At 72.6% G+C, this 26,809-nt stretch carries 24 protein-coding genes and 2 pseudogenes; 9 read left to right on the top strand and 17 right to left on the bottom strand.

Features of this window, described 5'->3' with window-relative positions:
• Positions 1 to 44 precede the first annotated feature (44 nt).
• The 10 genes and pseudogenes from O7621_RS11055 to O7621_RS11010 form a co-directional block, all read right to left on the bottom strand.
• Positions 45 to 3,686 carry a hypothetical protein gene (locus O7621_RS11055; protein ID WP_282233876.1) on the bottom strand — a complete coding sequence of 1,214 codons (3,642 nt, stop codon included), beginning with the start codon at positions 3,684 to 3,686 and terminating at the stop codon, positions 45 to 47.
• Between the two features lie 28 nt (positions 3,687 to 3,714).
• Positions 3,715 to 8,376 (bottom strand): hypothetical protein, encoded by a 4,662-nt coding sequence (locus O7621_RS11050; protein WP_282233875.1) that lies wholly within the window; start codon positions 8,374 to 8,376, stop codon positions 3,715 to 3,717.
• 146 nt (positions 8,377 to 8,522) lie between these two features.
• Positions 8,523 to 9,305, bottom strand: a complete 783-nt coding sequence (locus O7621_RS11045) for a ThuA domain-containing protein (protein ID WP_348775297.1) — start codon at positions 9,303 to 9,305, stop codon at positions 8,523 to 8,525.
• Positions 9,302 to 9,745: pseudogene (locus O7621_RS11040) on the bottom strand (helix-turn-helix domain-containing protein); the annotation flags it as partial. The gene O7621_RS11045 and the pseudogene O7621_RS11040, both read right to left, overlap by 4 nt.
• Before the next feature lie 117 nt (positions 9,746 to 9,862).
• A pseudogene (locus tag O7621_RS11035) lies at positions 9,863 to 10,060 on the bottom strand (helix-turn-helix domain-containing protein); the annotation flags it as partial.
• A gap of 154 nt (positions 10,061 to 10,214) precedes the next feature.
• Complete coding sequence (locus tag O7621_RS11030) at positions 10,215 to 10,364, bottom strand: hypothetical protein (RefSeq protein WP_282233874.1); 150 nt, start codon at positions 10,362 to 10,364, stop codon at positions 10,215 to 10,217.
• 133 nt (positions 10,365 to 10,497) lie between these two features.
• Complete coding sequence (locus O7621_RS11025; protein WP_281551478.1) at positions 10,498 to 11,601, bottom strand: HAMP domain-containing sensor histidine kinase; 1,104 nt, start codon at positions 11,599 to 11,601, stop codon at positions 10,498 to 10,500.
• The gene (locus O7621_RS11020) at positions 11,594 to 12,325 is read right to left on the bottom strand and encodes a response regulator transcription factor (RefSeq protein WP_282233873.1); all 732 of its coding nucleotides are present in this window, start codon (positions 12,323 to 12,325) and stop codon (positions 11,594 to 11,596) included. The genes O7621_RS11025 and O7621_RS11020 overlap by 8 nt, the downstream gene beginning before the upstream one ends.
• 5 nt (positions 12,326 to 12,330) lie before the next feature.
• Entirely contained in the window at positions 12,331 to 12,930 is a 600-nt protein-coding gene (locus O7621_RS11015; RefSeq protein WP_282233872.1) for a DM13 domain-containing protein, read from the bottom strand.
• Positions 12,931 to 13,010: 80 nt separating this feature from the next.
• Positions 13,011 to 13,409, bottom strand: a complete 399-nt coding sequence (locus O7621_RS11010; protein ID WP_282233871.1) for a hypothetical protein — start codon at positions 13,407 to 13,409, stop codon at positions 13,011 to 13,013.
• Positions 13,410 to 13,500: 91 nt separating this feature from the next.
• On the opposite strand from O7621_RS11010, the gene O7621_RS11005 reads away from it, so the two are divergent.
• The 4 genes from O7621_RS11005 to O7621_RS10990 all read left to right on the top strand — a co-directional run bounded on the left by O7621_RS11005 (position 13,501) and on the right by O7621_RS10990 (position 16,596).
• A complete protein-coding gene (locus tag O7621_RS11005) occupies positions 13,501 to 14,088 on the top strand; it encodes a TetR/AcrR family transcriptional regulator (RefSeq protein WP_282233870.1) in 588 nt (195 codons plus the stop codon).
• Positions 14,089 to 14,153: 65 nt separating this feature from the next.
• Positions 14,154 to 15,098 carry an oxidoreductase gene (locus tag O7621_RS11000; protein ID WP_282233869.1) on the top strand — a complete coding sequence of 315 codons (945 nt, stop codon included), beginning with the start codon at positions 14,154 to 14,156 and terminating at the stop codon, positions 15,096 to 15,098.
• A complete protein-coding gene (locus tag O7621_RS10995; protein WP_282233868.1) occupies positions 15,095 to 15,682 on the top strand; it encodes a TetR/AcrR family transcriptional regulator in 588 nt (195 codons plus the stop codon). Before O7621_RS11000 ends, O7621_RS10995 begins: the two co-directional genes overlap by 4 nt.
• 2 nt (positions 15,683 to 15,684) lie before the next feature.
• Positions 15,685 to 16,596, top strand: coding sequence for an oxidoreductase (locus O7621_RS10990; protein ID WP_282233867.1), 912 nt, complete (start codon positions 15,685 to 15,687; stop codon positions 16,594 to 16,596).
• Positions 16,597 to 16,727: 131 nt separating this feature from the next.
• Here O7621_RS10990 and O7621_RS10985 read toward each other — a convergent pair whose 3' ends face one another.
• Positions 16,728 to 17,657: an SDR family NAD(P)-dependent oxidoreductase gene (locus O7621_RS10985; RefSeq protein WP_282233866.1), complete on the bottom strand. Its 930-nt coding sequence runs from the start codon at positions 17,655 to 17,657 to the stop codon at positions 16,728 to 16,730.
• A 62-nt stretch (positions 17,658 to 17,719) separates the two neighbouring features.
• Here O7621_RS10985 and O7621_RS10980 point away from each other — a divergent pair, with 62 nt between their 5' ends.
• From O7621_RS10980 to O7621_RS10970, 3 genes are all read left to right on the top strand, one after another.
• The gene (locus O7621_RS10980) at positions 17,720 to 18,319 is read left to right on the top strand and encodes a winged helix-turn-helix transcriptional regulator (RefSeq protein ID WP_282233865.1); all 600 of its coding nucleotides are present in this window, start codon (positions 17,720 to 17,722) and stop codon (positions 18,317 to 18,319) included.
• 108 nt (positions 18,320 to 18,427) lie between these two features.
• Positions 18,428 to 18,664, top strand: coding sequence for a hypothetical protein (locus O7621_RS10975; protein WP_282233864.1), 237 nt, complete (start codon positions 18,428 to 18,430; stop codon positions 18,662 to 18,664).
• Between the two features lie 102 nt (positions 18,665 to 18,766).
• Complete coding sequence (locus O7621_RS10970; protein ID WP_282233863.1) at positions 18,767 to 19,252, top strand: LysE family transporter; 486 nt, start codon at positions 18,767 to 18,769, stop codon at positions 19,250 to 19,252.
• On the opposite strand, the gene O7621_RS10965 is transcribed toward O7621_RS10970, so the two are convergent.
• From O7621_RS10965 to O7621_RS10940, 6 genes are all read right to left on the bottom strand, one after another.
• The gene (locus O7621_RS10965; protein ID WP_282233862.1) at positions 19,203 to 19,823 is read right to left on the bottom strand and encodes a hypothetical protein; all 621 of its coding nucleotides are present in this window, start codon (positions 19,821 to 19,823) and stop codon (positions 19,203 to 19,205) included. The genes O7621_RS10970 and O7621_RS10965 overlap by 50 nt on opposite strands.
• Positions 19,820 to 21,112, bottom strand: coding sequence for a hypothetical protein (locus O7621_RS10960; protein ID WP_282233861.1), 1,293 nt, complete (start codon positions 21,110 to 21,112; stop codon positions 19,820 to 19,822). Before O7621_RS10960 ends, O7621_RS10965 begins: the two co-directional genes overlap by 4 nt.
• On the bottom strand, positions 21,109 to 21,801 hold the full coding sequence (locus tag O7621_RS10955) for an ATP-binding cassette domain-containing protein (RefSeq protein ID WP_282233860.1): 693 nt from the start codon (positions 21,799 to 21,801) through the stop codon (positions 21,109 to 21,111). The genes O7621_RS10960 and O7621_RS10955 overlap by 4 nt, the downstream gene beginning before the upstream one ends.
• Positions 21,802 to 21,983: 182 nt before the next feature.
• On the bottom strand, positions 21,984 to 24,194 hold the full coding sequence (locus tag O7621_RS10950) for a hypothetical protein (RefSeq protein ID WP_282233859.1): 2,211 nt from the start codon (positions 24,192 to 24,194) through the stop codon (positions 21,984 to 21,986).
• Complete coding sequence (locus tag O7621_RS10945) at positions 24,191 to 24,454, bottom strand: DivIVA domain-containing protein (protein ID WP_278174808.1); 264 nt, start codon at positions 24,452 to 24,454, stop codon at positions 24,191 to 24,193. Before O7621_RS10945 ends, O7621_RS10950 begins: the two co-directional genes overlap by 4 nt.
• 300 nt (positions 24,455 to 24,754) lie before the next feature.
• Positions 24,755 to 24,964, bottom strand: coding sequence for a hypothetical protein (locus O7621_RS10940; protein ID WP_282233857.1), 210 nt, complete (start codon positions 24,962 to 24,964; stop codon positions 24,755 to 24,757).
• Between the two features lie 130 nt (positions 24,965 to 25,094).
• Here O7621_RS10940 and O7621_RS10935 point away from each other — a divergent pair, with 130 nt between their 5' ends.
• Positions 25,095 to 25,283, top strand: a complete 189-nt coding sequence (locus tag O7621_RS10935) for a hypothetical protein (protein ID WP_282233856.1) — start codon at positions 25,095 to 25,097, stop codon at positions 25,281 to 25,283.
• Between the two features lie 152 nt (positions 25,284 to 25,435).
• Positions 25,436 to 26,797, top strand: coding sequence for a hypothetical protein (locus tag O7621_RS10930; RefSeq protein ID WP_282233855.1), 1,362 nt, complete (start codon positions 25,436 to 25,438; stop codon positions 26,795 to 26,797).
• Positions 26,798 to 26,809 lie beyond the last annotated feature (12 nt).

Genomic DNA, 26,809 nt, shown 5'->3' with positions numbered 1-26,809 from the left:
TCGGCACGCCCCGCCTCGCCGCCTGCCCTGGCGGCCGGTCGGCGTCACGGTACGCAGCAGTCGCGGTCGACGGCGGACAGCGGCGACGTCCGCAGGATCCGGACCTGGCCCAGGTCGCCGCCGAGCGGGTCGGCGAAGCTCCCGTTCGGCTCCGGCAACACCTCGACGACGAGCACGCTGACCGGTAGCCCGGACGGTAACCCGGCCGCCTCCAGCGCCGCCCGCACCTCCGCCCCTGACCAGGTCGTCTCCCCCTCCACCGGCAACGGCACCGAACGCGGACCGACCTGTCGTCGGGGTATCCACAACGGACGCAGGTCGACCTGCACGTTGCGCCGGGTACCCGCGTCGGCCTGCATCACCCGGGCGTAGAGCACCGCCCACAGCTGGGTGTTCGGCGGGTCCGGCAACACCCGGCGCAGCCCGACGTACGGGACGGCGTACGGGGCCCGGACCCGCACCGCACCGTCCGGTTCGGCGAGCACCGTGGCGGCCAGCTCCGGTGCCGGATGCGCCACCCCTTCCAACGTCAGTGGCTCGCCGTACCGGCCCTGGGCGGTGGACCAGAGCGGATCGTCGAGCGGGCCACGGTCATGGCCGACGCGGATCTCGTAGGTGTAGAACGAGAACAGCTCCGGCGAGCCGGGGTCGGTGTTCGGCGGCAGCGGCACCAGGAAGTGCCGGTCGCTGTCGGCCGCCGGTTCGAGGCGCTGCATGGTGGCGTATCCGGCCAGGTCCTGCACCTGGCCCGGGGTGATCACCCGGACCGGTTCCGGGTCCAGCGGCAGGGTCGGCACGGCGGCCGGGTCGGCGACCGGCTCGGTGCCGGGCAGCAGCATCGGGTCCGGGGTGACGGTCAACGGCCGGACGAAGTAGGCGTCACGCGGGTCGGCCAGCGGTTCGGCGAACTCCAGCCAGAGTCGCCGGATCCGGGGCGTGGTCGCCGCGTACGACGCGTCGGTGCTGTACGGGGTGAGCGCGATGCCGGCGGCGACCACCCGGGGCACCTGCCTCGGCGCAGTGACGATCGGCAACGTCGACGAGATCACCTGTCGCACCACGTCGCCGGTTCCGAGGCGGAACTCCAGGTCGTAGTCGACCTGTGGCTCGTACGGCAGCCCGTCCGGACCCAGCGGTGCCGCCACCGCGTCGAGGAAGACCATCCGGACGAAGCCGCGGTCGGTGTCGCCGGTGGTGGCCTGCACGTTGACCGAGTCGACGAGTTCGATCACGCCGACGTCGGTGACGGTCTGCGGTGCGTCGGGGGCGTCCGGCAGTCGCACGGTGCGCCGCACCGTCAGCGTCGGTGAGCCGGCGCCGCGCCACGTCCAGTCCCGGTCCACCACCGTGGATACGGCGTGCAGCCACCGCCCGGCGAGTTCGGTCGGATCGGCGAACTCGACGCTGCCGCCGTCCGGGGCGAGGTGGTGACCGAGCCCGGCGCAGCCGAACACCACCCGCTCCCCCGGCACGCCGAGCAGAGTCGTGCCGTCGGCGACCAGGTCGAGCGCGCCGGCCAGCCGGCCGAGCAACGCCGGGGTGGGTGCGGTCTGGGCGGCGACGGCCGCCACGGCCGCCGGCGTGCCGGCCGGGTCCGGGCGCAGGAACACCGACCGAAGGCTGTCGGCCGGCGGCAGCGGACGCAGCAAATCGGCTTCGCTCGCCGGGTCGGCCGTCCCGTGCAGGTCGATGAGCTCGGCCGGGCCACGCCGGGCGGCGTCGCTGCCGAAGTAGCCGAGGTCGTCGCGGCCCATCGCCCGGACCTCCAGCCGCAGGTCCCGCCCGGTGACCACGGTGACCGGGCCGGTCACCAGCCCGTCCGGGCCGAGCTGGTCGGCAACGTCGACCGACCGGTAGTCACCGGCGTCGACCCAGGTCAGGTCGAGGTCGAGCGCGGCGGTGGCGTCGTCGGGGAACAGCCGGGTGGTGGTGTACCACTGGACGTACCCGTCGGCATCGGCGGCCGGGTCGAACGCCGGGGCCTTCAGCAGCACCCGGACCTGCAGCAGTACGGCGTCCGGGTCGGCGACGCCCGGCACGGTCACCGCTTCCGGCGGGGCGGCGTCGTTGGCGGCGATCTGGGCGAGCAGGTCGGTACGGGCGGCCGGGCCGACGGCGTACACCGCCTCCGGGTAGCCCAGGCGCGGCCGGTGCACCCGCAGCGCCGCGACGGTGCCGTCCGGTTCCACGGTGTAGGGGTCCAGCCCGACCCGGGCCGGCGGGCGGTGCCGACGCAGGTGCAGCAGCGCGACCGGTGCCTCGCCGACCCGGCCCGGCGCGGCGTCGACCGGCGGGCCGCCACCGGTGAGGTCGGCGAGCCGGACCCGGAACTCGTACGACTGGCCGTAGCGCAGCGCCACGGTGTCGGCGTCGACCGGCACCGCCTGCTCCGGTGGGCCGGGCGGCACCTCCATGAGCCGTTGCTCGTCGTCGGTGTCGACGACGAGCGACCCGCCGCGCCAGCGGACGAACCAGGCGGGTAGCCAGAGCTGGCCGCTGTGTTCGGCCGGGGCCACCTCGGTCCACCGTTCCTCGCGGGCCGCACCCAGGTCGACGCCGACGGCCAGCGGGGCATCCACCAGGGACAGCGAGGTCCAGTCGGTGCCGCCGGCCGGCCGGACGTCGACCCGGTAGCCGAGCACGCCGCGGGGGGCGAGCACCGGATCCTCACCGTCGGGTGGGGCACCGAGCGCCCGGTTCTGCCCTTCGAGGATGTCCTCGTCGTCCCAGCCGAGTTGGACACCTTCGTCGCGGGCGATCGGCGCGCCGTCGCCGGTCTCGTCGAGCAGGTCGGCGCTGACCGGCTGCCGGGCGTGCACGATCTTGGCGAAGCCGTCGTCGAAGCGCAGCGTCTCGGCGAAGACCTTGTCGTAGTTGCCGAGGGTGCCGGCCTCGGCGGCGTCGGCGCTGACCGGGAACGCCACCGGCGTGAAGACCGGCCGGGTGTCGGCGGCGGGCAGCGGCGGTACCCGGGTGGCGAAGGCACGGACCAGCCCCGGGTCGGCGCTGGCAGCGTCGGCATAGTCGCTGTGGGCGGCCAGGTCGACCCAGAGCCAGCCGCCGGCGGCCAGGCGTGGGTCGGCGTCGATCGGCACGTCGAGGGTGACGACCAAGCCGAGGGCTTCGGCGAGCCGGGGGCGACGCAGCGCGTACGCGATCGCCTCGCCCCAACCGATCACCGTCGGCGGCACCGTCGGCGCCGGGTCCGGCGGGCAGGTCATCAGGCAGTGGTAGCTGGCGTCGGTGACGGCGAGCGAGGTACGCGGGCGGACGAACCCGAACGACCGGCGATAACTGCCCGGCAGGTACTTGCGCAGCTGCCGGGTGGCGTCGCGGTGCTGCGGGGCGAACGTGTCGCCGGCCGGGCCGGGCGGGATCTCCAGTGCCGCGCCGATCGCGGTGAAGATGCTCCGGGCGTGTGGGGCGTGCAGCGTCGCCGGGGCGGCGGGCATCACGACGGTCTGGTCGACCCGGTCGCGCTGCGGCAGCGCCCCGACGGTGTCCGAGAGGGACACCGCGAATGCGAGGTGTGCGTCGGCGAAGGCCGGCACGCCGGCCGGGGCGGCGAGCAGCGGTGCGAGCGGGTCGGTGGCCGGGGCGACCAGCAGCCGTACGGTCAGCGTCCGCCCGGTGTGGTCCCACCGCTGCAGGTACGGCACCAGGGTGAGCTTGTGCGAGGTTGCCATCTGTCCGCCTTCTTCGCCACCCTGGTCGTCACAGGGCAGCGGTCTCGGTGACCTGGTAGGACGCGCTGATCGAAAGGATCAGGAAGAGATCGACCTGGATCTTGACTGATCCGGAGTAGTCGCACTTGGTGGTGCCGGCGTCGTCATACACCAGGCCTCTCAGCTCGGCCCGGATCTTGACCTTGACGACCTTCAGGTCCACCCCGGCTTCCAGCGCGACCAGTCCGCCGTACTTGGTCTTGCCGGCGATCGCGTCGTAGACGAGCACGAAGCCGATGCCCAGGAACGCGTACGCCTTGAACGGGCCGATCTGGCCCTGCACCCCGACGCCGGCGAACGCGACCAGTTCCAGCTTTTCGCTGGTGACCGTGCCGGAGATGAGGGCGATGGAGAAGGTGACGCTGCCGGAGACGATGACGAAGACCTTCGCCACGCCGACCGACAGCACCGGGATCTTGCCTTCGAGGGCGATCCCGAGGCTGGCCCCTCCCTTGGCCTTGCCGTCGGTGAGGCTCACCCCGGCGCGCAGCGCCACCGCCAGGCTCAGCTTGAAGTAGTCGCCGAGCGGCACGACCGTGTCCGGCAGGTCGAACTTCAGCTTCGTCTCGAACTTCAGCTCGTGCTTGGCGTTCGCCGCCGCCAGGTCGATCGGGCCCTGCACCCCCCGGTCGCCGACGAACGGCAGGTACTGCAGGATCTGCTCGATCTCGGTGAGTAGCAACGACCGCAGCTGGGCGACCTGCGGCCGCTGGTCGGTGCCGCCGACGATGTGCAGTTCGGACCCGGTCAGCTCGGCCAGGCCGGCCACGTCGGTCCAGACCCGCAGTCCGGCGAAGTCGGCCGACCAGCGGTCCTCGGTGACCTCCAGGCGTAACGTCGCGGCGTCGTAGCGAAGCGCCGACCCGTGCCCGGGGGTGCCGCCCAGTTGTAGCGCGGTCGGCGGGTTGGTGAACGTCACCGGGGCGCTGAACGCCAGCGTGCCGCCCGCCCCGACGTCCAGGTGCACCGCGCCGGGCGCGGTTTCCAGGGTGTTCGGCGGCGGCGGGAACGCCCCTTTGGATGTCGACCGGGCCAGGACGTCGGCCAGCGCGGGCCGGTGCCGCGACTCGATGCGCGGCACGCCGGGTGCCGGCACCACCGGCCGGGGAAACAGGAACGCGTGGGTCGCGGTGGTCTGCACGAAGGCGTACTCGGTGGCCGGATCGGTCGTGCGCAGCAGGTCGGCGGCGTCGGCGAACCGGTACTCCCCCGGCGTGCCGGCCAGCGGCGGCTCGCCGATCGGCAGTTCGTTGGCCGGGTAGCCGACCGGGTAGCGGCGAATCAGCGGCGTACCACGGGTGTCGGCGACGGCGGTCGCCTCGCCCCCACCGGCCGGTGCGCCGACGACCGGACGGACCACCATGGACCAGGAGCCGGTACGGGGCAGTCGCGGGGTGCCACGGACGGTCGCCACGAACACCGGGGTGCCGGCGTCGTCGGCGAGGCCGACCTCGATCCGTTGGGCACGCATCGGCAGGCCGCTGCCGCCGACGTCGACGACGGTGTCGATCGGCCCGCCGACCGGCCCTTGCGTCTCGATCAACGCGCGCAGCGCGGCCGGGGCGGCCGGCGCGCCGCTCGGCTCGACCTGCAGCCAGCCGAGCACCCCGGCCGCCGGTGTCGTCCCGGCGGCGCCGTCGAGGGCGAGGTCGGCGTCGAAGTGGTACGGCACCAGCCGCGCGCCGCCGTGGCCGAACTCGGCACCTGGTGCCGGCCGGATGTTGCGCACGTCGAACAGGCCCCGGAACACCCCGGCGTCGAAGACGTACGGGGCGACGGAGATCGTTCCCGCGTCGAGGTAGCGGTAGTCGAACAGGCCGGGGGTGAACGGTTGCCAGCCGCTGTCGCGGCGGATCACCCCGCCGCCAGGACGGCGTTCCACGGTGACCGAGCGGGTCACCCGGATGCCCCACGGGTGCAGCACGCTGTTGACCTTGACGACCTCCAGCGCGGTCCGGCCGATCATCACCCGGAACTGCACCTTGGCCGCCTCGGCGAACGCGGCGAACGGGTTGTTCCAGTCGCTGAAGCTGGAGCCGCCGTAGCCGGACAGGTCGATCCGGGTGACCGGCACCCGGGGGTCGGTGGCCATGTCGGTGTTGAAGACAGTCTCCACACTGCCGGTCGGGTCGGCGGTGGAGCCGAGCACCGACAGCCCGAGCGGAGCACCGCTGGCCAGGTCCACCCCGTTGATCAGTTGCCGCATCCGGCCGGCGAAGGTGGCCGACACGCCGCCGTCGTCGGGCCGGCCGCCTTCGGCCCGCGCGGTGATCTGGATGCCGCCCCGGGTGTCACCGAACTCGGGGCGGGTCAGCCCGAGCAGGTCCGCCGGGCGCGGCCCGTCGTCGTACGGCTGGACCAGCACCGCCGCGATCAGGCCGAACGGGAAGGTGGTGCGCACCCCGACCGGGGTGCCGCCGCCGAACGCGTCGAGGGTGCCGGCCACGGCGTCGGCGGGCACCACCGGGACGAGCCGCTGGGACCAGGCACCGAGCGAGGTGGCGCCGCCGTCGGTGGCCGAGGCGAGCGGGGTGGGGAACCAGCCGAGGGTGATGATGTCCTGGTCGGTGTCGAGGGTGCGCACCGGTTCCCACTGCACCTGCGGCAGCGCCGTCACCCGCAGCGCGCCGACCTCGGCCCGGGTGGCCAGCCCGGCAACGGCGTACTCGGTGTCCGGGTGGTTCGGGCCGACGCCGAGCCCGACGCCGAGCAGGTCCTGGTTGGTGGAGACGTCCAGCAGCAGCAGGTTCGGTGGCCGGCCGACCACCTCGGACAGGTAGCCGTCGACCATCGAGGTGGACGTGGCGTCGGACCGGGCGGCGGCCTGGATCCGCTGGCCGCGCAGTTCCAGCTCCAGCCGGCGGGCGGAGTCCCACTGCGCGTCGGTCAACTTGTCCAACCCGATGCGGCCCTGCTCGACCTGGCTGAACCCGATGTCGGGTCCGGACGACTTCGGCGGCGGCTGCGGTGTGCCCGGTGACGCCGGCCGGCCGGTGACCGCCACCGCCGGCCCGAGCTGGCCGTCGAACTCGACCCGCACGTCGGCCGGCGCGGTCCAGACGACCCGGCAGACCAGCGCCGCCGGTGGCGGTTCCCGGCCGATCCGGGGGCGGGCGAGGGCACCGTTGGACACGTACGGGTCGGGCAGCGTCGGTGCCCAGGCGTGCAGCCCGAACGCCAGTTGGGCGGTGCCGTTGTCGACCGGCAGCGGTCCGTCGGCGGTCGGGCCGGCCGGCCCGGCGAGGGTGCCCCGGACGTAGACGAACGCCGGGACGGTGGTCCACAGCAGCGCGTTGCGCAGCGCGAACTGGTGGTGGCTGCGGGCGTCGGCCGGGACCGCCGCGCCGAGCAGCACGGTGGTCTCGCCGTCGCGGCGGTGCAGCAGCAGAGTGCCGACACCACCCGGGGTGGGCACCGGCTGCCCGGCGGTGGTCACCGGCCGGTCCAGGGCCACCTCGCTGCGGCCGGTGACCATCAGATGCTCGCCGTCGACGGCGTGGCACCGGTAGAACAGCCGGAACGGTTCGTCGTAGGTCTGCCGCCAGGGCAGCCGGTGCCCGCCCCCGCCGGCGATCGCCCATAACTGGATGTCATGGGCGACCGGCGGCCCCAGCGGGGTGACCGGGTCGGCGAGTACCGTCGCCGCAGATGCACCGATCACCATCCACGCGCTGTCCAGCGGGTGTTCCCGCAGGTCCGGGGCGTACCAGCGGGCGGCCAGGCCGGTGACCCGCAGCAGCCAGGTCGCCGCAGTGGACGCCTCGCCGAGAATCGCCGGGTCGGTGACGACGACGACCGGCAGGCCGAGCCCGGCGTCGCGGATGGTGCCGGTGCCGGTGAAGTCGGTCAACGGGTTGCCGGCCGGGTCGGCACCGACTTCGGTGGCGTCCACGGTGGTCGGTTCGACGATGTAGCCGAGCATCAGCGTCCAGAGCTCTTCGACGAACGTCCGGTCCCCGGTGGCCGGGCCGAACCGGAACTGCTGTCCCCAGGCCGTGGCGGCGCCGGGGTCGCCGACGATCTCGACCGCGCCGGACCTGAAGCGGAAGGTCACCGAGGTGGGCAGGGTGCTGGCGGTCCCGGCGCTGTGGCAGCCGCCGACGCCGCCGGCCGGCGGCGGGTCGGGTGCGGGGTCGAGTCGCAGTACGGCGCTCAGCGGCGCGGGCACCTCGACGACGTCGCCCGGTACCGTCGCGGTGCCCAGCGTCAGCGTCCCACCGGTGACGAGCAGCCCGGCGTACGCGTCGACGGGCAGCCCGCCGAACAGGTCGCCGCGGATCCAGACGGTGCCGGCTTCGATGTCGACGACGGTGCCGGTACGTTGCACTGTCGGCGGCCGGGCCTGGGTGACCACGAACGCGGGCGCGGCGGCGCCGGCCTCGCGGACCTGGAGCCGGCGGGCGGCGACGAACGTTTCGTACCAGACGTCGACTCCGCCGGGGGTGCGGTACGGGCCGACGCGGCGAGCCGGCGTCAGCCCGGTGCGGCTGTCGACGAACCGGCCGGCGAGGAGTTCTTCGCGTTCGTCACGGCGGTGCACCAGCCGGGCGTCGCGGGGCAGTTCGGCTGCGGCGCGCTGAGCGGCCGACGCGGCGAGACTGGTCAGGACGGTACGGACGACGGGGAGATCTCCACGGACTGGCTCTGACACGCGCTCCTCCTCGGAGGCTGCTGCAGCCGGACTCGGACCGGTCTGCAGCGTGCGCCACGTCACACTCCGTGTTCAATCAAATCTTGGATAGTTACCGACCTTTAGAGGTCAGCGCTGACCGTCCGGATGAGCCCGGGGCCCGCCCGTCACCCTGTGGCGTCCCGGCCTGCGGCCCAGCGGATCGCGCCGAGCAGGTGGGCGCGGAACGCCGGTTCGGCGTACGCCTCGATGGTGTGGCCGCCGCCGGTGTAGAAGGTGCGGCCGCCGGCGTACGTCCGGCACCAGGCGTGCGGGTGCGGCCGCCCCATCTGCCCGCCGGTGTAGCTGGTTTCGTCGAGCACCGCGAGGATCCGGGCGTCGGTCGGCCGGGTCCGGTAGTCGTACCATTCGTCGGTACGTGCCCAGCGGGTCGGCAGGTGCGCGGTGGCCGGGTGGGTCCGGTCGACGACCTCGACGGTGGCCGGCTGCACCGGCGGGTGCTGGGCGAAGTACGCCCCGACAAGTTCGCCGTAGAACGGCCAGTTGTGCTCGGTGTCGGCGGCCGCGTGCACGCCGACGAATCCGCCGCCACCGTTGATGTAGCCCTTGAACGCGGCCCGGCCGGCGTCGTCGAGCACGTCGCCGGTGGTGTTGAGGAAGACGACGGCGGCGTACCGGCTCAGGTTGTCCGGGGTGAAGACGGCCGGGTCCTCGGTGGCGTCGACGGCGAAGCCGTGCTCCGCGCCGAGTTCGCCGACGGCCTCGACACCGGCCGGGATGGAATCGTGCCGGTACCCGGTGGTGCGGCTGTAGATGAGCACCCGGTACCCGCTCTCGGCGCTCGACTCGGTGCAGCCGGTGGTCACCAGCGCCACGATACCGCCGAGCAGGCCGGTGCCGACCGTCCGTCGGGTGAGGCCGGCACGGGGCCGGACCGGTTCGCCGGTCACCGGACCGGCTCCGCGACGACGGTGGGCGCATCCGGCTGCGGCGGCAGACCGCGGGTGGACAGGAACGACTGCCACTCGGCGGTGATCCGCTCGACGTCCCGGCAGACCAGCCCGAAGAACTCGCCCATCAACTGCAGCCGGTCCCCGGCGGGGGTGTCCGGCCCGAGTACGGCGGCGCCGTGGGTCGCCGCGTCCGCCCAGGTCCGGAAGACGCGCACCCGCAGCGACCAGGCCCGGTACCACAGGCCGTCGTCGACGGCGTAGCGGTCGCGCCGCTGCCCCGGCTCGCGTCGCCGGGCGACGAAGCCGATCCGCTCCAGGAAGGCTATCGACTTGGAGATCGACGCCGGGCTGACCCGCAGCCGGTCGACCAGCTCGGCGGCGGTGAGTGAACCGCCGTCGCTGACGAAGAGACTGACCAGCACCCGGGCGGTCATCCGGGGGAAGCCGGACTGAATCATCAGGGCGGCGAACTGCTGCTCGAAGGCCTGCACGGCGGCCGGGTCCCGGCCGTACCCGGTGGCCTGGTCGGCCGGTGGCCGGGTGACCGGGCCGGTACGGCGGGCCCGGTGCGCGGTGGCCCGGTGCGCGGCGGTGGCCCGGTAGCCACCCGGCCCGCCGTTGCGCCCGACCTCCCGGCTGATCGTGGAGGTCGGGCGGTCGAGTCGGCGGGCGATCTCGGCGTAGCCGGCACCGTCGGCGAGTGCCTGCTCGATGCGCTGCCGGTCCTGATAGGTCAACCGTCCGCCGGGCATCCGCCCCCCGCCCTCCGCTGCGTTCAGTCTCAGTTCATTGCAACGCATCCTGGCCGATCGCTGCGTCAACCGCAACCGCCATTGCAACGCAAGGTCCGCTTCAGTGCAGCAACGCCTGCTGGTGGCGGGCTTTCATTGACCACCTTTCCGAACGCTACGTAGATTTCTGGTCACGGAAACAGCGATCGAGGTCGGGATCCTGACCAAGCGGTACGGCCGCAGCACCGCGCTGGACGGGCTCGACCTGTTCGGTGCGCTGCTGCAACTGCCGCAGCCGCTGCGCGATCTCTGCCCGTTCACGCATCTGCCGAGCCTGCCGGGCGGGCAGGTGTCGGCCGTACCGCTGGTCGTCCTGGCGCTGCTGGCGGCCGGCTCCGCCGCCGGCATGATCGGGCTGCGGCGGCGGGACCTGCCGGTCGGCTGACCGTGTGCGAGGGTCAACCGGCGGCGGGCAGGTGGACGAGGAACCGGCAGCCGGGGCCGGCGTTGGCTACCTCGACCCGACCACCGTGCGCCTCGACCAGGCCGCGCACGATCGCCAGGCCGAGCCCGCCGCCGGCCGGCGGCGGCTCGGGACGGGGTCCGGCCCAATTGGGCAGGTACGCCGGCCCGATCGGCGACCCCGCTCGGGGCGGGCCGGCGGGAGCGGGGCTGCGGGCTGTTTCGCCCCGGAACGCCACGTCGAACACCCTCGGCAGGTCCGCCTCGGGAATACCGCCGCAGGTGTCGTGCACCGCCAGCCAGGCGGCACCGCCGTCGCGGCCCGCACTGACCTGTACCACCCCGTCGTACGGGGTGAACCGGATCGCGTTGCGAAGCAGGTTGCCGATGATCCGGGCCAGTTCCGGCTCGCTGGCGGTGACCGACGGCCAGCCGCGTTCGGCGGCGACCAGCCGGATGCCCCGCGCCCGGGCCAGCGGCTCGGCAGACGCCAGGGCGTCGGAGACCACCTCGGCGAGGGGCACCCGGCGCAGCGACAGCCGCAACGCGCCGGCGTTGATCCGGGACAGTTCGAACAGGTCGTCGACGAGTTGGGTCATCCGGTCGGTCTCGGCCCGGATCCGCCGGTGGTAGTCGGCGACGGTGGCCCGGTCGGCGACGACGCCGTCCTCCAGCGCCTCGGCCATGGCCCGCAGCCCCGCCAACGGCGTCCGCAGGTCGTGCGACACCCAGGCGACCAGTTCCCGCCGGTTCGCCTCGGCCTGGCGTTCCCGCTGACGCAGCTGGTCGGCCCAGACCGCCTGCCGGGCCAGCCGGGCACCCAGCCACCAGCCGACGGCCAGGCTGACCGCTCCGGACGCGGCGAGCACCAGCAGCACCACGTCCCGGTCGTGGACGGACAGGAACATCGCCTGGGCCGCGCCGACGACCCCGGCGAGGACCGCCAGTACGGTGACGGTGAGCAGGACGGTCAGGTGCACGACGATGCTGTGCCGGCGCAGCAGCCGCAGCGCGACCGCGCCCGGCACACCGATCAGCAGTGACGCGCCCAGCCCGATGGCGAACACGGCGAGGACGTCGCCGGTGGGCAGGTCAGGCATTGCCGGCCGCCGGTTCGTAGCGGTAGCCGACGCCCCAGACGGTGACGATCCGTCGGGGTCGGGCCGGATCCCGTTCGACCTTCTCCCGCAGCCGTCGCACGTGGACTGTCACGGTGGACTGGTCACCGAAGTTCCAGCCCCACACCTGGGCGAGCAGTTCCTCCCGGCGGAACGCCTTCGCCGGATGGCGGACCAGGTGCAGCAGCAGGTCGAACTCACGGGTGGTCAGCGCGAGCTCGGTGTCGCCGAGCCGGGCCGACCGCCGGCTGGTGTCCAGCGCGAGCTCGCCGTCGCGGACCACCGGCGGTTCACCGCCGACCGGGCCGGGGGGCGGCCCGGAGCGGCGGAGCACCGACTGCACCCGCAGCACCAGCTCCCGGGGCGAGAACGGCTTCGTGACGTAGTCGTCGGCACCGAGCTGCAGGCCGATCACCCGGTCGGCCTCCTCCCCGAGTGCGGTCAGCATGATCACGGGTACGCCGCTGGCCTGCCGCTGCAGCCGCCGGCACACCTCCAGCCCGTCCAACCCGGGCAGCATCAGGTCCAGTACCACCAGGTCGGGCCGGCACTGGTCGACCGCGGCCAGCGCGGCGACCCCGTCGGCGGCGCGGGTGACCTGGTAGCCGGCTCGTTCCAGGTACCGGCGGACCACATCGGACACGGTGGGATCGTCGTCGACGACGAGCACCCGTAGGGACGGTCCGCCGGTGGTGGGCGCGGCCATGGCTGTCAGGCGGTCAACTCGGCTGCCCCGAACGACACCGAGAAGCGTTTGCACCAGATGGAGACGCTGGTCAGGCTGGTCAGGTCGACGTCGGCGGGGATTTCGTACACCTGGTCACCCCGGTTGCCCTTGAGCCGGCCCAGCTCGGCCCACTGCCCGTCGTCGAAGACGAACCAGCCGTCGCGGCCGTCCAGCACTGGCTGGTCGGAGAGCCAGACCCGCAGGTCCGGGCCGTTGGAGGTGGCGAAGTCGCGGAACACGAGCTGACGGCGGCCGTCGGCCAGCTCGACGACCTGGGCGGTGCCGCTGGTCTCGTGCTCGTGGGTGACGAACTCGCCGGAGGCCAGCAACCGGTTCCCGGCCGGTGACGGGCTGGCCGGTGCGGCGCTGGGCGACGCGGACCCGGGCGATGCGGACCCGGAAGCGGCGGGGTCCGGTGCCGGGGTGCCGGTCGCCGCGATCTGCACCTGCGGCAGCGCCTCGTCGACCACGTCGTCGGTGAACAGTTTCCACGGCTGGAACCAGTAGCCGCCGAACGCGAGTCCGGCGGCTACGACGACGGCGAGCAGCCAGCTCAACGGGTTGGCAAGGAGTCGTTTCCACACGCGGATCAGCCTACGGCGGCAGCGCCCGGCCGACCGTAGTTGATCTCTTGCGAAAGTCTTACGGTCGGCGTACCGGCAGGTCAGCTGGTTGCGACGGCGTACGCGAGCAGCAGCAGCGCGACGGTGAGCTGCCCCGCGCCGAGCACGGTCAGGGTGTTGCCGACCGACCACTGTCCGGGGCGGCCGATCCCGGCGTGCAGGAAGAAGCCGCCGGACTGGCTGATCGTGCCGGCGGCCAGCAGCGCGCCGACCACCCAGGTGTACGGGTCGGACAGTCCGGCGCGGGCGGCGACGCTCAGTGCGGTCAGGGTCAGCACCAGCAGCACACCGGCGTGGGCGTGGCCGGCCCGCAACAGCGACAGCTGGAAGTCGGTCAGTTTTCGGGCGGCGGCCAGCCGCATCAACGAGTAGCCGCCGAACATCACCGTCGGGACGCTGACCAGCGCGATCACGGTCAGCCATCGGTCCGCCGTACTCATCAGGGGTGCTCCTCGGGGTCGGCACTGCACGCGCCCGCTATCTTGTCAGTGACAAGATAGCCGCTTCGGGTAGCATCTTGTCAACGGAAAGATGACGGGAGGCGCGATGCGGCAGCAGCCGTACCACCACGGCGACCTGCGTAGAGCCCTGGTGACCGCCGCCGCCGAGGCGATCGCCGAATCCGGGGTGGCGGCGCTGAGCCTGCGCGACCTGGCTCGACGGGTGGGGGTCTCGCACGCCGCCCCGACGCACCACTTCGGCGACAAGACCGGCCTGCTCACCGCGATCGCCACCGAGGGCCTCGACCTGCTGGCGACCCAGTTGGCGGCGGCCGGCGGTGACATCCTCGCCGCCGGCCAGGCGTACGTGCGGTTCGCCGCGTCCCACCGGGCGCATTTCGAGGTGATGTTCCAACCGAGCCTGCTGAACTTCGACGCGCCGGAGTTGACCGCCGCCCGGCAGCGGGCCGGCGGGGCGCTGCGGGCCAGCCTGGACGACGCCCGGGTGCCGGCCGGCGACCGGGACAACGCCCGCCTGGCGGCCTGGTCGATCGTGCACGGCTTCGCGACCCTGTGGCTGTCCGGGGCGCTGCCGCACGACGCGGACGACGACCCGGCGGCGCTCGCCGGCCCGGTGATCCGGCTGCTCTTCGAGCCCGCCCCTGATCAGCGAACTTGACAGAATTGGCGCACCACGTAAAGCTTGTCTCGCCTGTCAAGTAGACGGAGAAGCGAGGGGTCAGCGTGGCTGCATGGTCATCCGATGACATTCCCGACCAGACCGGCCGGGTCGCGGTGGTGACCGGGGCGAACACCGGCATCGGCTTCGAGACCGCCCGGATGCTCGCCGGCAAGGGCGCGCACGTGGTGCTGACCTACCGGGACAAGGGCAAGGGCGAATCGGCGCTGGACCGGATTCGGGCCGGTCAGCCAGCCGGCACAGTGACCGGGGCCGAGCTGGACCTGGCCGACCTCGACTCGGTCACCGCGTTCGCCGACGCCTACCGCGCCGACCACGACCGGCTCGACCTGCTGATCAACAACGCCGGCGTGATGGCACCGCCGCTGGGACGCACCCGGCAGGGCTTCGAACTGCAGTTCGGCACCAACCATCTCGGCCACTTCGCGCTCACCGGCGAACTGCTGCCGCTGCTCGACGCGGCACCGGCGGCCCGGGTGGTGACCGTCTCCAGCCTGGCCCACTGGACCGGCGGCATCGACATCGACGACCTCAACTGGCGGCAACGCCGCTACCGGCCGTGGGCCGCGTACGGGCAGAGCAAACTCGCCAACCTGCTGTTCACCCTGGAACTGCAGCGCCGGCTGACCGAGGCCGGGTCGACCGTGCGGGCCGTCGCCGCCCATCCCGGCCTGACCTCGACCGAGATCGGCCGCCACCAGGGCCGGTCCACCGGCGAGAGCCGGTCGCGGGTCGAGCGGATGATTCGGATGCGACCACCGGCCGGGGCACTGCCCAGCCTGCGCGCCGCGACCGATCCGCAGGCCGCCGCCGGCAGTTACTGGGGTCCGGCCCGCCGGTTCGGCACCTCCGGGCCACCCGCGCCGGCCCGCAGCTCCGCACGGGCCAAGGACACCGTCATGGCCAGCCGACTGTGGTCCGAGAGCGAACAGCTGACCGGGGTGGCGTACCCGTTCTCGGCACTGGGACGTACGGAGCGCCCGGCGTGACATCGGGCAGTACCCGACGGGACACCATCGCCGACGCCGCGATCGACGTGTTCATCCGGTACGGGTTCCGGAAGACCTCGATGGACGACCTGGCCCGCGCGGCCGACATCTCCCGGCAAGGGCTCTACCTGCACTTCAAGACCAAGGACGAGCTGTTCGTCGCCGCCGTGGACCGGATGGTGACCGGCGTGTGCGCGGCGACCGGGGCGGCCTTCGCCCGCGACGACCTCGACCCGCCGGGACGAATCCTCGCCGCGTTCGAAGCGTGCCAGGGCCCGTCGGTCGGGGCCGCGGTGCACGGCAACTTCGAGGAGCTGCTGAACACCGCGGCCACCCTGCGCTGCTCACTGGCCGAGCGGATCGAGCGCGGGCTGGTCGACGGAGTTGAGCAGGTCCTGGCCGACAGCGGGGTCGCCGACCGGTGGCGGACAGCCGGCCTGTCCGCCCGGGACCTGGCCGAGCACCTGCACGCCACCTCGTTCGGCTTGAAACACAAGCTCTCGTCGGTCGACGAGTACCGAAACGGCATGCAGACCGCCGTGACGATCGTGTTCGCCGGCGGCGAGGCCCTGACCCGGGAGTGACGATGACACCGTGGACCTTCGACGACCTGCCGGACCAGAGCGGCCGGACCGCCGTCGTCACCGGCGCGAACTCCGGCATCGGCTTCGAGACCGCCCGGATGCTCGCCGCCAGAGGCGCCCACGTGGTGCTCGCCTGCCGGGATGCCGGACGGGCCGGCACCGCGGCCGACCGGATCCGCGCCGAGCAACCGGTCGGCACGGTGCGCTGCGCCCGGCTCGACCTGGCCGACCTCGACTCGGTGGCCGAGTTCGCCGAGACGTTGCACGCCGACCACGACCGGCTTGACCTGCTGATCAACAACGCGGGGGTGATGCTGACCCCGTTGCGGCGCACCCGGCAGGGCTTCGAGCTGCAGTTCGGCACCAACCATCTCGGCCACTTCGCGCTCACCGGTCGGCTGCTGCCACTGCTGCTGCAAGCCGGCGCCAACGCCCGGGTGGTCACCGTCGCCAGCAACGCCCACCGCGCCGGCCGGATCGACTTCGCCGACCTGAACTGGCAACGGCGTCGCTACCGGCGGTGGGCCGCGTACGGACAGAGCAAACTCGCCAACCTGCTGTTCACCCTGGAGCTGCAACGTCGGCTGGCCGGAGCCGGGTCTCCCGTACTGGCGACCGCTGCCCATCCCGGGTGGACCGCCACCGACCTGGCCCGGCACACCGGTGGCTTCGTCACCGCCGTCAGCCGGTTGATTGCGATGAGGCCGCGCGACGGAGCGCTGCCGACGCTGCGCGCCGCCACCGACCCGGCGGTCGACGGTGGCAGCTACTGGGGGCCGGGCCGGCTGTTCGACATGGTCGGCCCGCCGGTCGCCGCGCGTCGCAGCCCGGCGGCCGACAACGCCGCCACCGCTGGCCGGCTGTGGACGGAGAGCGAGAAGCTGACCGGTGTCGAGTTCCCAGTCGCCGAATAGCCGCAGCCGCTTGCGGCCGGGCCGCCAGGTCGGCAGCAGCCGGTCGACGGCCGCCGACCGGCCGAACACGACACCCTGGAGCTGAGACCGGCGACGGTACGGACGAGACCGCCGACCTGGTCCACGTGACGCTACTCGGGCAGCGCATCCTGTCCCGCAGTCGCTGACCGGCTGTCGGTGTGAGTGGAGGCGCAGGTCGCCTGGCTGAGCGCGGTGACAGTCTGGATGACCGTCGGGTCGGTGGCCCGCGCGTCCGGGCGCACCGGGGTGCCCTTCGGGCCGAGCACCGTACCGCTGGGCAGGTCGGCGGTGGCGGCGGCGATGGAGCTGCGGGCGGCATCGGTCGCGCTGGCCCGGAACAGGTTGAGGTAGATCAGCGGGAAGGCCAGCCGGGCTGGCATCGGGAACAGGTCCGCGCGCATCGACCGGCCCATGTCGGTCGCGCTGGCCCCCGGGTCGGCGGCGAGCACCGTGACGCCGGTGCCGGCGAGTCGGTCGGCCAGACCCATCGTGTACGCGAGGTTGGCCAGCTTCGCCCGCCCGTACGCAGGAAAGCCGTAGTAGCGCCCGGCCATCTCGACCCGGTCCAGCGGGGTGCGGTCGGCGAGCCGGATCGCGCCCGAGGTGAGGTTGACGATCCGGCCGCGCCCGGCGGCAATCATGTCGTCGACCAGCAGCTCGGTGAGCAGATAGCCGGAGAGGTGGCTCATGGCGAAGGTCGCCTCGATGCCGTCGACGGTGTGCCAGTGCTGCCGGTAGATCCCGCCGACGTTGTTGACCAGCAGGTCGAGCGGGCCGGCGGCGCGGGTGTCGTCGGCCAGGGCGCGGACGGCGGACAGTGCGGAGAGGTCGGCCCGGATGAACCGGGCGGGTACCGGACCAGCGGCGGAGCGGGAGCCCGTGGCGGCGGCGCTCACCTGGTCGCGGGCGGCGTCGCCCCGCTGCTGGTCGCGCCCGACGATCGTGACGGCGTAGCCGTGGCCGGCCAGGGCACGGGCGGTGGCCAGGCCGATCCCGCCGGTGCCACCGGTGACCAGGGCCCGCTTCGTTGACTCAGTCATGACTAAAAAAATAGTACTAGCTACTGAGCTTTAACAAGTGTGCCGCTGGATACAGTGGCGACGTGCAGGTCGAGCGGGACGTACTGCTGGCCGCCGTGGGTCGGCTGCGGGGGCGCTGGACGCTGCACATCGTGCACGCGCTGCTCGACGGACCGGCCGGCTTCAACGACCTGCGCCGGGCGGTCCCGGCGATCGGGCCGAGCACTCTCGCCCGCCGGCTCGGCGAGCTGGAGGCCGCCGGCATCGTCACCCGTACGGTGATCGACACCACCCCACCGGGCACCCGCTACGCGTTGACGCCGACCGGCACCGGACTGCGCCCGGTGCTCGCCGAAATGGCGGCCTGGGCCGGCGACACCAGCGACCCGGACACCCGCCACCACCAACTCGACGACCTGCTGTCACTGATGCAGGAACGCTGGATGCTTGAGCTGCACTGCGCACTGCTGGTCGGGCCGCGCCGCTTCACCGACCTGACCCGCGACACCGGGGTCAACCAGGTCACCCTCACCCAGCGCCTGGCAGACCTGGAGCGGCGCGGCCTGATCCAGCGCCTTGCCGACGGCAGCTACGCGTTCAGCGCCGTCGGCGATGGCTTCCACCGGGTCGGCGAAGCCCTCGCCCGTTGGGCAGCGGCTACATCCGGCACCCCCATCAGCTGACCGGTCAGCGGTGGTGGTAGGCCGTTGCTACCGTCGGCCGGCGTGGACGGGCACCGCGATCCTCGGCTTCCTGCTCCCCTGCTTCAAGGGCAGCCCACGCCGCCAGTGGTGGTACTCGGGCTGGAACTACCTGACGGTCGCCATCGTCGCCAGTCTCTGGCCCGGCGCAGCGTCGAACTCGCGCTGCTCGCGGCCGGCACCACGACCGCTGGCCTGTTCATGGCAGGTGCCGTCGCCGCGGTGACGCTCGGCGGCCTGCCGGAGCGCTGGCCGCCACCCGCCGCTGACCTGGCTCGGCCCGGCGCGGTACTAACCGGTTGTGGCCCGGCACGTCGGTCGGCATAGGCCTGGCGTGTTCGACGCGCAGACATCCGGGTTGCTCGCCGGCTACGGCATCGCGGTCCCGGTCGACGCGATCGGGTCCTGATCGTCACCGTCTCTGCGCAGGTGTCGCTGCGGCACGGCGCGGCCGTCGCCCGACTGCTCGACCCGGCGACCGCCGTCCTGCGGGCAGCCGCCGCCGTGGTGCTCGCCGCGAACGCGGTACGCGGAATCGTCGTAGCGATGCAGGCCCGTCGAGCGGCGACCGAAGCGCCGCAGTCGGCACCGGCGCGGTCGATCGCCCGGACGTACGCCGCCTTCGTCGGGCTGACGTTGCTCAACCCGATGACCATCGTCTACTTCGCCGCTCTCGTGGTCGGCCACCAGGGCGGAGCGGCAGATTCGACCAGCAGCCTGCTAATCGTCGGGGCGGTGTTCGTCGCAGCGGTGTTCGTCGCAGCGGCCAGTTGGCAGGTCCTGCTGGCATCTGGTGGCGCGCTTCTCGGCCGCGCGCTCGCCAGCCCACGCGGCCAGCTGGTGACGGCGCTGGTCGGCAACGGCATCATCGGGCTGCTCGCCATCCGCCTCGCCTGGCAGGCCAGCCTCGGCTGAACCGCCACACCGCCACCGCCGCACCGACCACCAGCAGCAGTACGGCCTGGGCGAAGGCCGGCCCGGAGGAGGCATCGGCGATCGGCCACGCCCACCAACGCACCAGACCACCGTCACCGGTGCCGAACAGCGCACTGACGATCACCGCGCCGACCGGCACCACCGCCGCAAGCCGTGCGCCGACGAACGGGGCGACGATCTGGGCCAACCCGAGGCAGCCGATGAGGTTACGCAGGTAACCGGGGCCGAGCTGCCACCAGCCGACCGCCGAGGCGACGCCGACCGCAACCGCGGTCATCAGCGCCATCGCCGCGGCGACACCGAGGTCGCGGGCGGCCACCGAACGTACCGCCGTGGCGTCCAGGTCACCGCTGCTGCGGTCGATGCCGTGCCAGAGGACGACGATCGGGACAAGCGGCAGCAGCAGGGCGAACACAACCGGCACCAGCAACGCCCCGGCCAGGCTGGGCAGCGGCAGCACCTCACCGCCGATCACCGTCGCGGCGGCCAGGCTCGCGGCGTACGCGACGGTCACCGTCGTCAGGGCGCGGGTACGCCACCACCAGATCACTGCGGATCGTCCGACGCGAAAAGTTCCGGGTCGAGGCGCGGCACTGTGGTGCAGTCGGCCAACGGCGCGAGGTTGGCTCGGTACCAGGCGGCCTGCCGGTCCTCGTCGAGCTGACGCACCCGTACCGCCAGGTCGATCAGCTCCGGCGGCGCGACCGGGCCGAGCTCCGACGCCGGTACGCCGGCCGCCAGCGCCATCCACACCAGCAACGCCGCACGATTGTGGGCACCGGGCCACTCCCCCTCGGCCGCGCAGGCGGGCACGGTGTCCGGGACGATGCTGGAGACCAGACTCAGCACCGCCGTCTGCGGGTCCGACTCGGCGGGCAGCACGATGAAGACAGCGTCGGCCGCGTTGCTCTCCTGGCTGGTCACCGTCTCGGGTAGCGTGACGCCGACCGCAGCGAGCCGGGGATACGCCGACGCCAGCGCCGGATGGATCGCATCCCGGGCCGTCTCCTGCTCCGGCCACAGGCACAACGTGGGCCGTTGCCCGACGCACTGCGGCGCTCCGGCGCGCGGGCCGCCGGAAGACGGGCCGAGCGGTGCCGCCACGGTGACCGCGACCACTAGCAACGCGGTGAAGCTCAACGCACCACCGACGTGAGCCGGGCGGGCGCCGGCAAGGGCGACCAGCGTGCCTGCGCCGATACCGACGGCGAACAGGGCGGCGGCCAGCAGTGCCCGCGCGTCCGGCTGCTGATCGATCGCACAGCAGCCTTCGAAGGACAGCCCGTTGAGGTGGCGGATCCAGAACGGCTCGACGGCGGCCGGGTAGGCCAGCCAGATGTAGGAGCCGCCCAGGCTGACCGGCAACGCGAGCGCGGGCGGCAGCCAGCGACCGAGCCCGTATCCGACCACGGTGTGCCCTACCATCACCAGCAGGTAGACGCCGACCAGCCCGAGGTGCGGACCGCCGGGCGCGCCGACTGCGGCAGGGGCGGTCGACAGCACCGCCGCGACGACCCCGGCCAGCCCCATTACCAGCGTCGGGCCGACCGCAACGAAAACGACTGTCCACTTGGGCCGAGCGATGGTCTGTGTGTCGATACCGCCGCTGCGGTGCCGCATCCCCTCCCAGGCGGCGCAGACCGCGCAGAGCGGCACCACGATGAACAGCATCAGGTTGGCCTTGGCAACCGCAGCCGTCCAGTAGCCGGGCGTGGCCGTCTCGACGACCGCCGCACCTTGGAACAGCACGAGGGCCAGCATCGGCACGGTCACGTAGGTCTCGGCGCGGCTACGCCAGGGGTAGATCGTCCGGATGGCGCCGTACGCGTCCGCGCTCATGCCTCGGCGCCGATGAACTGCACGTAGGCGTCCTCGGCCCGCCGGGACGGCTCGACACCAGGCCTGGCCCGCGCCAGGAATGCCGGCACCTCACCGTGGAACCGGATGACACCGCCGTCCAGCACTGCCACGTGCTGGTAGATGTCGCTGATGTCTTCGGTCTGGTGCGTCGACACGAGCAGGTCGACGTCGCCGGCAACTGAGTTCAGCACCTCGCGCAGCACCCGCCGCTGCTGCGGGTCCAACCCGGCGGCCGGCTCGTCCATGACGATCAGTTTCGCGTCGTGGACGAGGGTCTGTGCGATTCCGACCCGACGAAGCTGACCGCCGGAGAGCGCCCTGCTTGGCCGTTCCGCCAGGTCCTGCAGGCCGACACGGCCCAGCGCGCGGGCCGCGTTGACCCAGGCGTCACGGCGGTTGAGGCCTTTCAGCCAGCCGGCGTAGGCGACCTGCTCCCGCACCTTCAGGCCGGGCATCGCGGCGACGTGCTGTGGCAGCCAACCGACCGAGCGGCGGTACCGCGATCGGGTACGCCGGACATCGCTGACCAGGTCACCGACTCGCACCGTGCCCGCGTCGGGCTGCAGCAGCCCCACGATCAGCGACAGCAGCGTGGACTTGCCAGCACCGTTGGGGCCGAGCAGCACGGTCGCACCGGGCTCGAACTCGACGGTCAGGGCACGGAACACCGGGATGTCCTTGCGATACCGGAAAGAACAATCCGCGATCAGTATGGGCACAGGGTCAACCTCTGGAGGCATGAACACGGCAGACATGGGGCAGCAGGTCAGGACCTTATGGTCCCACGCAGGAGCATTGCTCTCGGAGCGCCAAGGCACCAGGACATCGGGGCGCGGGCCACCGCAGGTCGTCAGGTCGCGGGTGGGCGCAGACGCAGGGCGGCGACGGCGGCTGGCAGGTCGGCGGCGGTGACGACCCGTCGCGTGGTCTCGGGACCTTCACGTACGTGCACCTCACAGCGGGACGCCGCGAGCGAGACGATCACCGTCTCGCCGGCGTAGTACCCCGCGAGCAACGACAGCAACGGCACCAGGTCGGCAGGCGTCACCCAGTCGCCGGGGTCGCCGTCGGCTGCCGGCGTCGGCACATCCTGCGGTACGCATTGCGGCACGTTCTGCGGTACGGCGATCGGCGTACCCGGGTCGACCGGCACCGCCGAGCGGGTGGCGCCGCACACGTACTCGACGGCCTGGGCAAGCGCGTGCCCCAGGGTGGGCCGGTGCGGGTAGGCCCGCAGGCCGACCGCGGCACCGGGCCCGGCGAAGTACGCACCCCACGACACCCCCTGCATGCGGTACGGCGTACCGGCGTCGTTGCGGTGGTCGGCGACGGTGACGATCAGCGCCAGCCCCAGCCCGTACGCCAACGCGAGCACCCGCGCCAGCGGTGGCGCGTCCGGCTCGGCGGCGTGCAGCAGCACCCGGCCGCCGGGGTGCCCGTTGGCGACGTTCGCCAGGTACGCGGTCAGCGGGTCCTGCCCAGGGTGGTCGAGGGTGACGTGGCCGTACCACAGCTCCTGCACCAGCAGGACCTCGTACTCGTCGAGCGGCGCGAGCTGGTCCGGGCCGATCGGCTGGCCGCGTACCGCCAGGTCGCCGACGTGGAACGGGAGCCGGAACTGCGGCGGCACCTGGTGGATGGGTTTGCCGCCCGGCTGGCTGCCGATCTGCGGCACCACGGCTGTGGCTTCGTCAGGCAGTGCCCAGTTGAGGTGGCGGGCCCAGTGCTGCCCGTCGGTGACGGTGACGACGGCACCGTGCCGGATGCGCAGCGTGTCGCCGCAGCTGAAGCAGCGGCTGAGGCCGGCGGCGTACCGGCCGCTGCGCCCGGCACCGCCGCAGTAGCGGCACTCCGGGTCGGCGGCGGGCGCGCCGACGGTGCAGACGCAGCGGCGCAACCCCTGCTCCGGTACGCAGTACGGGCAGGGTTCGGACGGGATCGCCGGCCCCTGCCAGCTGGGCGGCGGCGGCTGCCACGAGCGGGCGAGCTTATCGACCGTACGCCGGGAGATCTGGCCGGTGGTGCGTTCGGTGAGTTCCTCGACGACAGCGACCACCCGCAGGCTGGTGTGCCACCAGCGGCCGTCGCGCCAGATGGCCTGCGCGCCGGGGGTGGCCACACCGGTGCCGAGTGCGGTGCAGTCGGCGATCATGCGGCGTTCGAGCTGGTCCAGGTCGAGTTTCGGCGGCCCGATCGGCGGGCCGGGTCGGCCGGGGCGCAGGTAGTGGGCGGGTACGTCGACACCACGGTCGCCGATGCCGGTGGCGAGGCGGGTGGCGTCGGCGGCGACGATCGCCGCGTCGAGGCTGTCGGAGCTGCCGACGCCGCTGGCGAACGCGTCGCCGACTCCGGTGTCGGGCAGTTCGAGGCGCAGCTGCCAGCCGTAGCGGTCGTCGCCGTACGGGTCGGGCCGGGTTTCGACGACCAGGTCGAGGCAGAGCAGTTCGGCGAGGGCACAGAGCTGGCCGAGGTGGCGGGCCGGGTCGGGGCGGTCCGGCGGGGCGGTACGGCCGAGCCAGAGCTGCCACGGGTGGTACGTGTAGTTGGCGATCGCCGCCGCTTCCAGGGCGTGCCGCCGTGCCTGCGGCAGGTCGGGTCGCCAGTCGCGGGGCAGCACCAGCCCGCCGACGAGAAGTTCCCGCTCGGGTGCAGCCGGGTCGTACAGGTGGTCGGCGCCGACCCGGTCGGCCAGTTCGGTGACGACGGCGTCGAGGTCGAGCCACCAGCGGCCGGCGCGGTGCACCGGGTCGAGCGCGCCGGGCACGATGTTGACGGAGGCGACGGCGGCGGTGTCGGAGTTGGCGACGGTGTAGACGAGTTGGGCGCGGCGGCGGCCGAGCCCGGCGCAGCGGTCGCAGGTCACGCAGTTCGTGCCGGTGCCGAGACAGACCTGACAGTCGCGGTACGCCGTACCGCCCGGGGTGCCGGCGGTCAACTGGTCGTCGTCGACGATGAGCTGGTCGCCGTACCAGGTGCAGCTGCACCGGTGGGAGGTGACGCCACCGCCGTCGCAGGTGGTGCAGTCGACGACGGTGACGCCGGGGTTGTCGGGCTCGGTCACCGGACGGCGGCCTGGTTGATCGCGGCCTGGTTCATGGCGGCCTGGGTGGACTGCCAGCGGCGCAGCGCGTCCTTGATCCGGTTGTTCTGCTCCCAAGTGCGGTCGAGTTCGGCGTAGAGGACACCGAGGTCGTAGGCGACGCGGTCGAGGAACGCGCCGACTTCGACCGGGTCGAGGCCGCGGGCCGTGACGCCGACCGGGCGGAACCGTTGGTTGCGCACCTGCCAGGGCCGGATCGGCCGGTACGCCGCCGAGCGCATGTTGGTGCCGGGCACCCGGTTGACGCCGGGGTCGCCGGCCGGCCAGCGGCTGGGCGGGGTGGACGCCATCCGCCGGCGTCCCCAGCGGACCCGCATCCGTTGCCACATCCTTCGCATGATCAATGCTCCTCCCCTGTGTGGTGCGGTGATTGCTTTGGTGGTGTGTCTGGTGGATGGGGGTGGCCCTGCCCCTTGCCGACTCGGGCGGGGCCACCCCCGCCCCGATCACCGCAGCCCTCCTTGGCGGTACGGCGACCGGGGCAGACCTTGGTTCCGCTGCGTGAGCTGCGGAAATCCGGATCAGGCGCAGTCGCTGAGGTCAGCGGGCGCGCTGCCCGGCCCGGTCGCCCTCGGGGCAGCGGTGCGGGGCCGGACGTCGGCGTCACCGCGCCGGGCGTCGGGCATGAGCACCGGCGGCGGTACGTCGACCGGCACCTGCCGGGGGCCGGTTCCCGGGTCATCCCAGTCCGACCCACACGACCGCCACCGGTCGTCATCCATCTGCGTCATGATCGATTCCCCTCCAATCAGTTGGCGGTTCTCGTTCGTAAATCAGCGTAGAATTCGATGTTCGTCTAGACAGATGCAAGGGCCGTCAAGTTGACGGGGTTGACACTCGTCAAGTCCTTAGCTTCTCCGCATGCGGCTGGCTGGGATGACAGAAATTCAGCAGATGCTCGGCGGCATTTCCCGCCAACGAGCCTCCGAGATCGTCAAGCGGTCCACCTTCCCCGCACCTCTGGACTCCTTGACCGCAGGGCGCATCTGGTCCCGCGAGGCAGTCGCCGAGTGGATCAAGGAGCACCGTCCTTACCAACTCGATGATTGACGATCTTCTCGTCACTCGAAGAGATAACCTCAGCGCAGCCGTTGCCAGTACCATGTGAATCCCCATGTGAAGTTCGAGTTCTCGTGCAGCCATGTTCATCGGCATGTGTGAGCGGGTAGCGTTCGCAGTAGTCGCATGGGGAGGGGTGCTCTGTGAACGGATCCAACGATGCTCTGGCCTCACTTATTACCGAGGCGGGCTACTCGTGGGCCGGGCTGGCCCGGCGGGTAAACGGCCTCGGGGCAGATGAAGGTCTCGCCCTGCGCTACGACTACACGGCGGTCCACCGGTGGGTGAAGCGCGGCGAACGTCCGCGACCGCCGGTGCCGACGCTGCTGGCACGGGCGCTCAGTGAACGTCTGCGTCGCCGGATCACCCCGGCAGACTTCGGCATGACCGACGAGGAAACCCTTGCCGCTCGCGGCCTGCAGTACGCCGACCATCCGCGTACCACCGTCGACACGATCATCGACCTGGGCAAGGCCGACGTCGCCCGCCGCAACATCGTCAAGGCACCGTTCGTACTCGCCGCACTCGGGGCACCGAGCCGTGACTGGCTGCTCGCCACCCTCGACGAGACATCGACGGAGCGCGGCCCCCGGCAGATCGGGATGCGGCAGGTGGCCGGCATCCGGGAGATGTTCGCCCTATTCCAGGAGCTGGACGTGATGCGCGGCGGCGGCCACGCCCGTACCGCCCTCGTCGAGTACATGCAGAGCTACGTACTGCCGCTACTCAAGCGGGAGCACGAGCCGGACGTGCAGCAGGCGCTCTACGAGGCAGCCGCCGAGCAGTCGTACCTCGTCGGGTGGATGGCCTACGACGACGGCGAACACGGCCTCGCCCAGCGCTACCTCATCCAGGCGTTGCGGCTCGCCCAGGCCGCCGACCACGCCGCGCTCGGCGCGCACGTCCTCGCCGGCATGTCCGACCAGGCCAACCTGCTCGGCCACCCCCGCGAAGCACTCATGCTCGCCCGTGCCGGTCGCCGTGGCCTCACCGACGGCGACTCCCCCGCCTGCCTCGCCGACCTGCACATCCTCGAAGCCCGCGCCCTCGCGGCACTCGGCGAATCAGCACCGGCGGCCGCCGCCGTGGCCAAGGCCGAACAGACCTTCGCCCAGGTCGACCACGACGACGAACCCGTCTGGGCCAGATTCATCGACACCCCATACCTGTACGGCGAAGCCGCCCACTGCTTCCGCGACCTCCGACAGCCCGACGACACCGAACGCTTCGCCACCGAATCCGCCGAAGGTGCACGCCAGCAGGGCCGCGCCCGCCGCGCCGCGCTCAGCCACGCCGCCCTCGCCACCGCCGACCTCGACCGCGCAGACGTCGAAGCCGCCGCCACCCGCGCCGCTCACGTCGTCGAACTGGCAGCCACCGTCAACTCGTCCCGCACCCTGGGAACCGTCCGAGACCTGCAACACCGTCTGAAGCCGTACGCCGCCCTCCCCGAGGTACGCCACTTCACCACCCGCGCCACCGAACTCCTCGGCCTCGCCGCCTGACCAAAGCGGCTG

This window comes from Solwaraspora sp. WMMD937 (genome assembly GCF_029581175.1).
GTDB lineage: Bacteria > Actinomycetota > Actinomycetes > Mycobacteriales > Micromonosporaceae > Micromonospora_E.
This window is presented reverse-complemented; position numbering and strand designations above follow the sequence as displayed.

Bases quoted from the DNA above. Each gene is read 5' to 3' on its own strand.
- O7621_RS11010 (WP_282233871.1), bottom strand. From the start codon at position 13,409: ATGAGTACGGCGGACCGATGGCTGACCGTGATCGCGCTGGTCAGCGTC.
- O7621_RS10935 (WP_282233856.1), top strand. From the start codon at position 25,095: ATGCGGCTGGCTGGGATGACAGAAATTCAGCAGATGCTCGGCGGCATT.
- O7621_RS11030 (WP_282233874.1), bottom strand. From the start codon at position 10,364: ATGCGTGAACGGGCAGAGATCGCGCAGCGGCTGCGGCAGTTGCAGCAG.
- O7621_RS11025 (WP_281551478.1), bottom strand. From the start codon at position 11,601: ATGCCTGACCTGCCCACCGGCGACGTCCTCGCCGTGTTCGCCATCGGG.
- O7621_RS10940 (WP_282233857.1), bottom strand. From the start codon at position 24,964: ATGACGCAGATGGATGACGACCGGTGGCGGTCGTGTGGGTCGGACTGG.
- O7621_RS11005 (WP_282233870.1), top strand. From the start codon at position 13,501: ATGACGGGAGGCGCGATGCGGCAGCAGCCGTACCACCACGGCGACCTG.
- O7621_RS10960 (WP_282233861.1), bottom strand. From the start codon at position 21,112: ATGAGCGCGGACGCGTACGGCGCCATCCGGACGATCTACCCCTGGCGT.
- O7621_RS10945 (WP_278174808.1), bottom strand. From the start codon at position 24,454: ATGCGCTCGGCGGCGTACCGGCCGATCCGGCCCTGGCAGGTGCGCAAC.
- O7621_RS10990 (WP_282233867.1), top strand. From the start codon at position 15,685: ATGACACCGTGGACCTTCGACGACCTGCCGGACCAGAGCGGCCGGACC.
- O7621_RS11020 (WP_282233873.1), bottom strand. From the start codon at position 12,325: ATGGCCGCGCCCACCACCGGCGGACCGTCCCTACGGGTGCTCGTCGTC.
- O7621_RS11055 (WP_282233876.1), bottom strand. From the start codon at position 3,686: ATGGCAACCTCGCACAAGCTCACCCTGGTGCCGTACCTGCAGCGGTGG.
- O7621_RS10985 (WP_282233866.1), bottom strand. From the start codon at position 17,657: ATGACTGAGTCAACGAAGCGGGCCCTGGTCACCGGTGGCACCGGCGGG.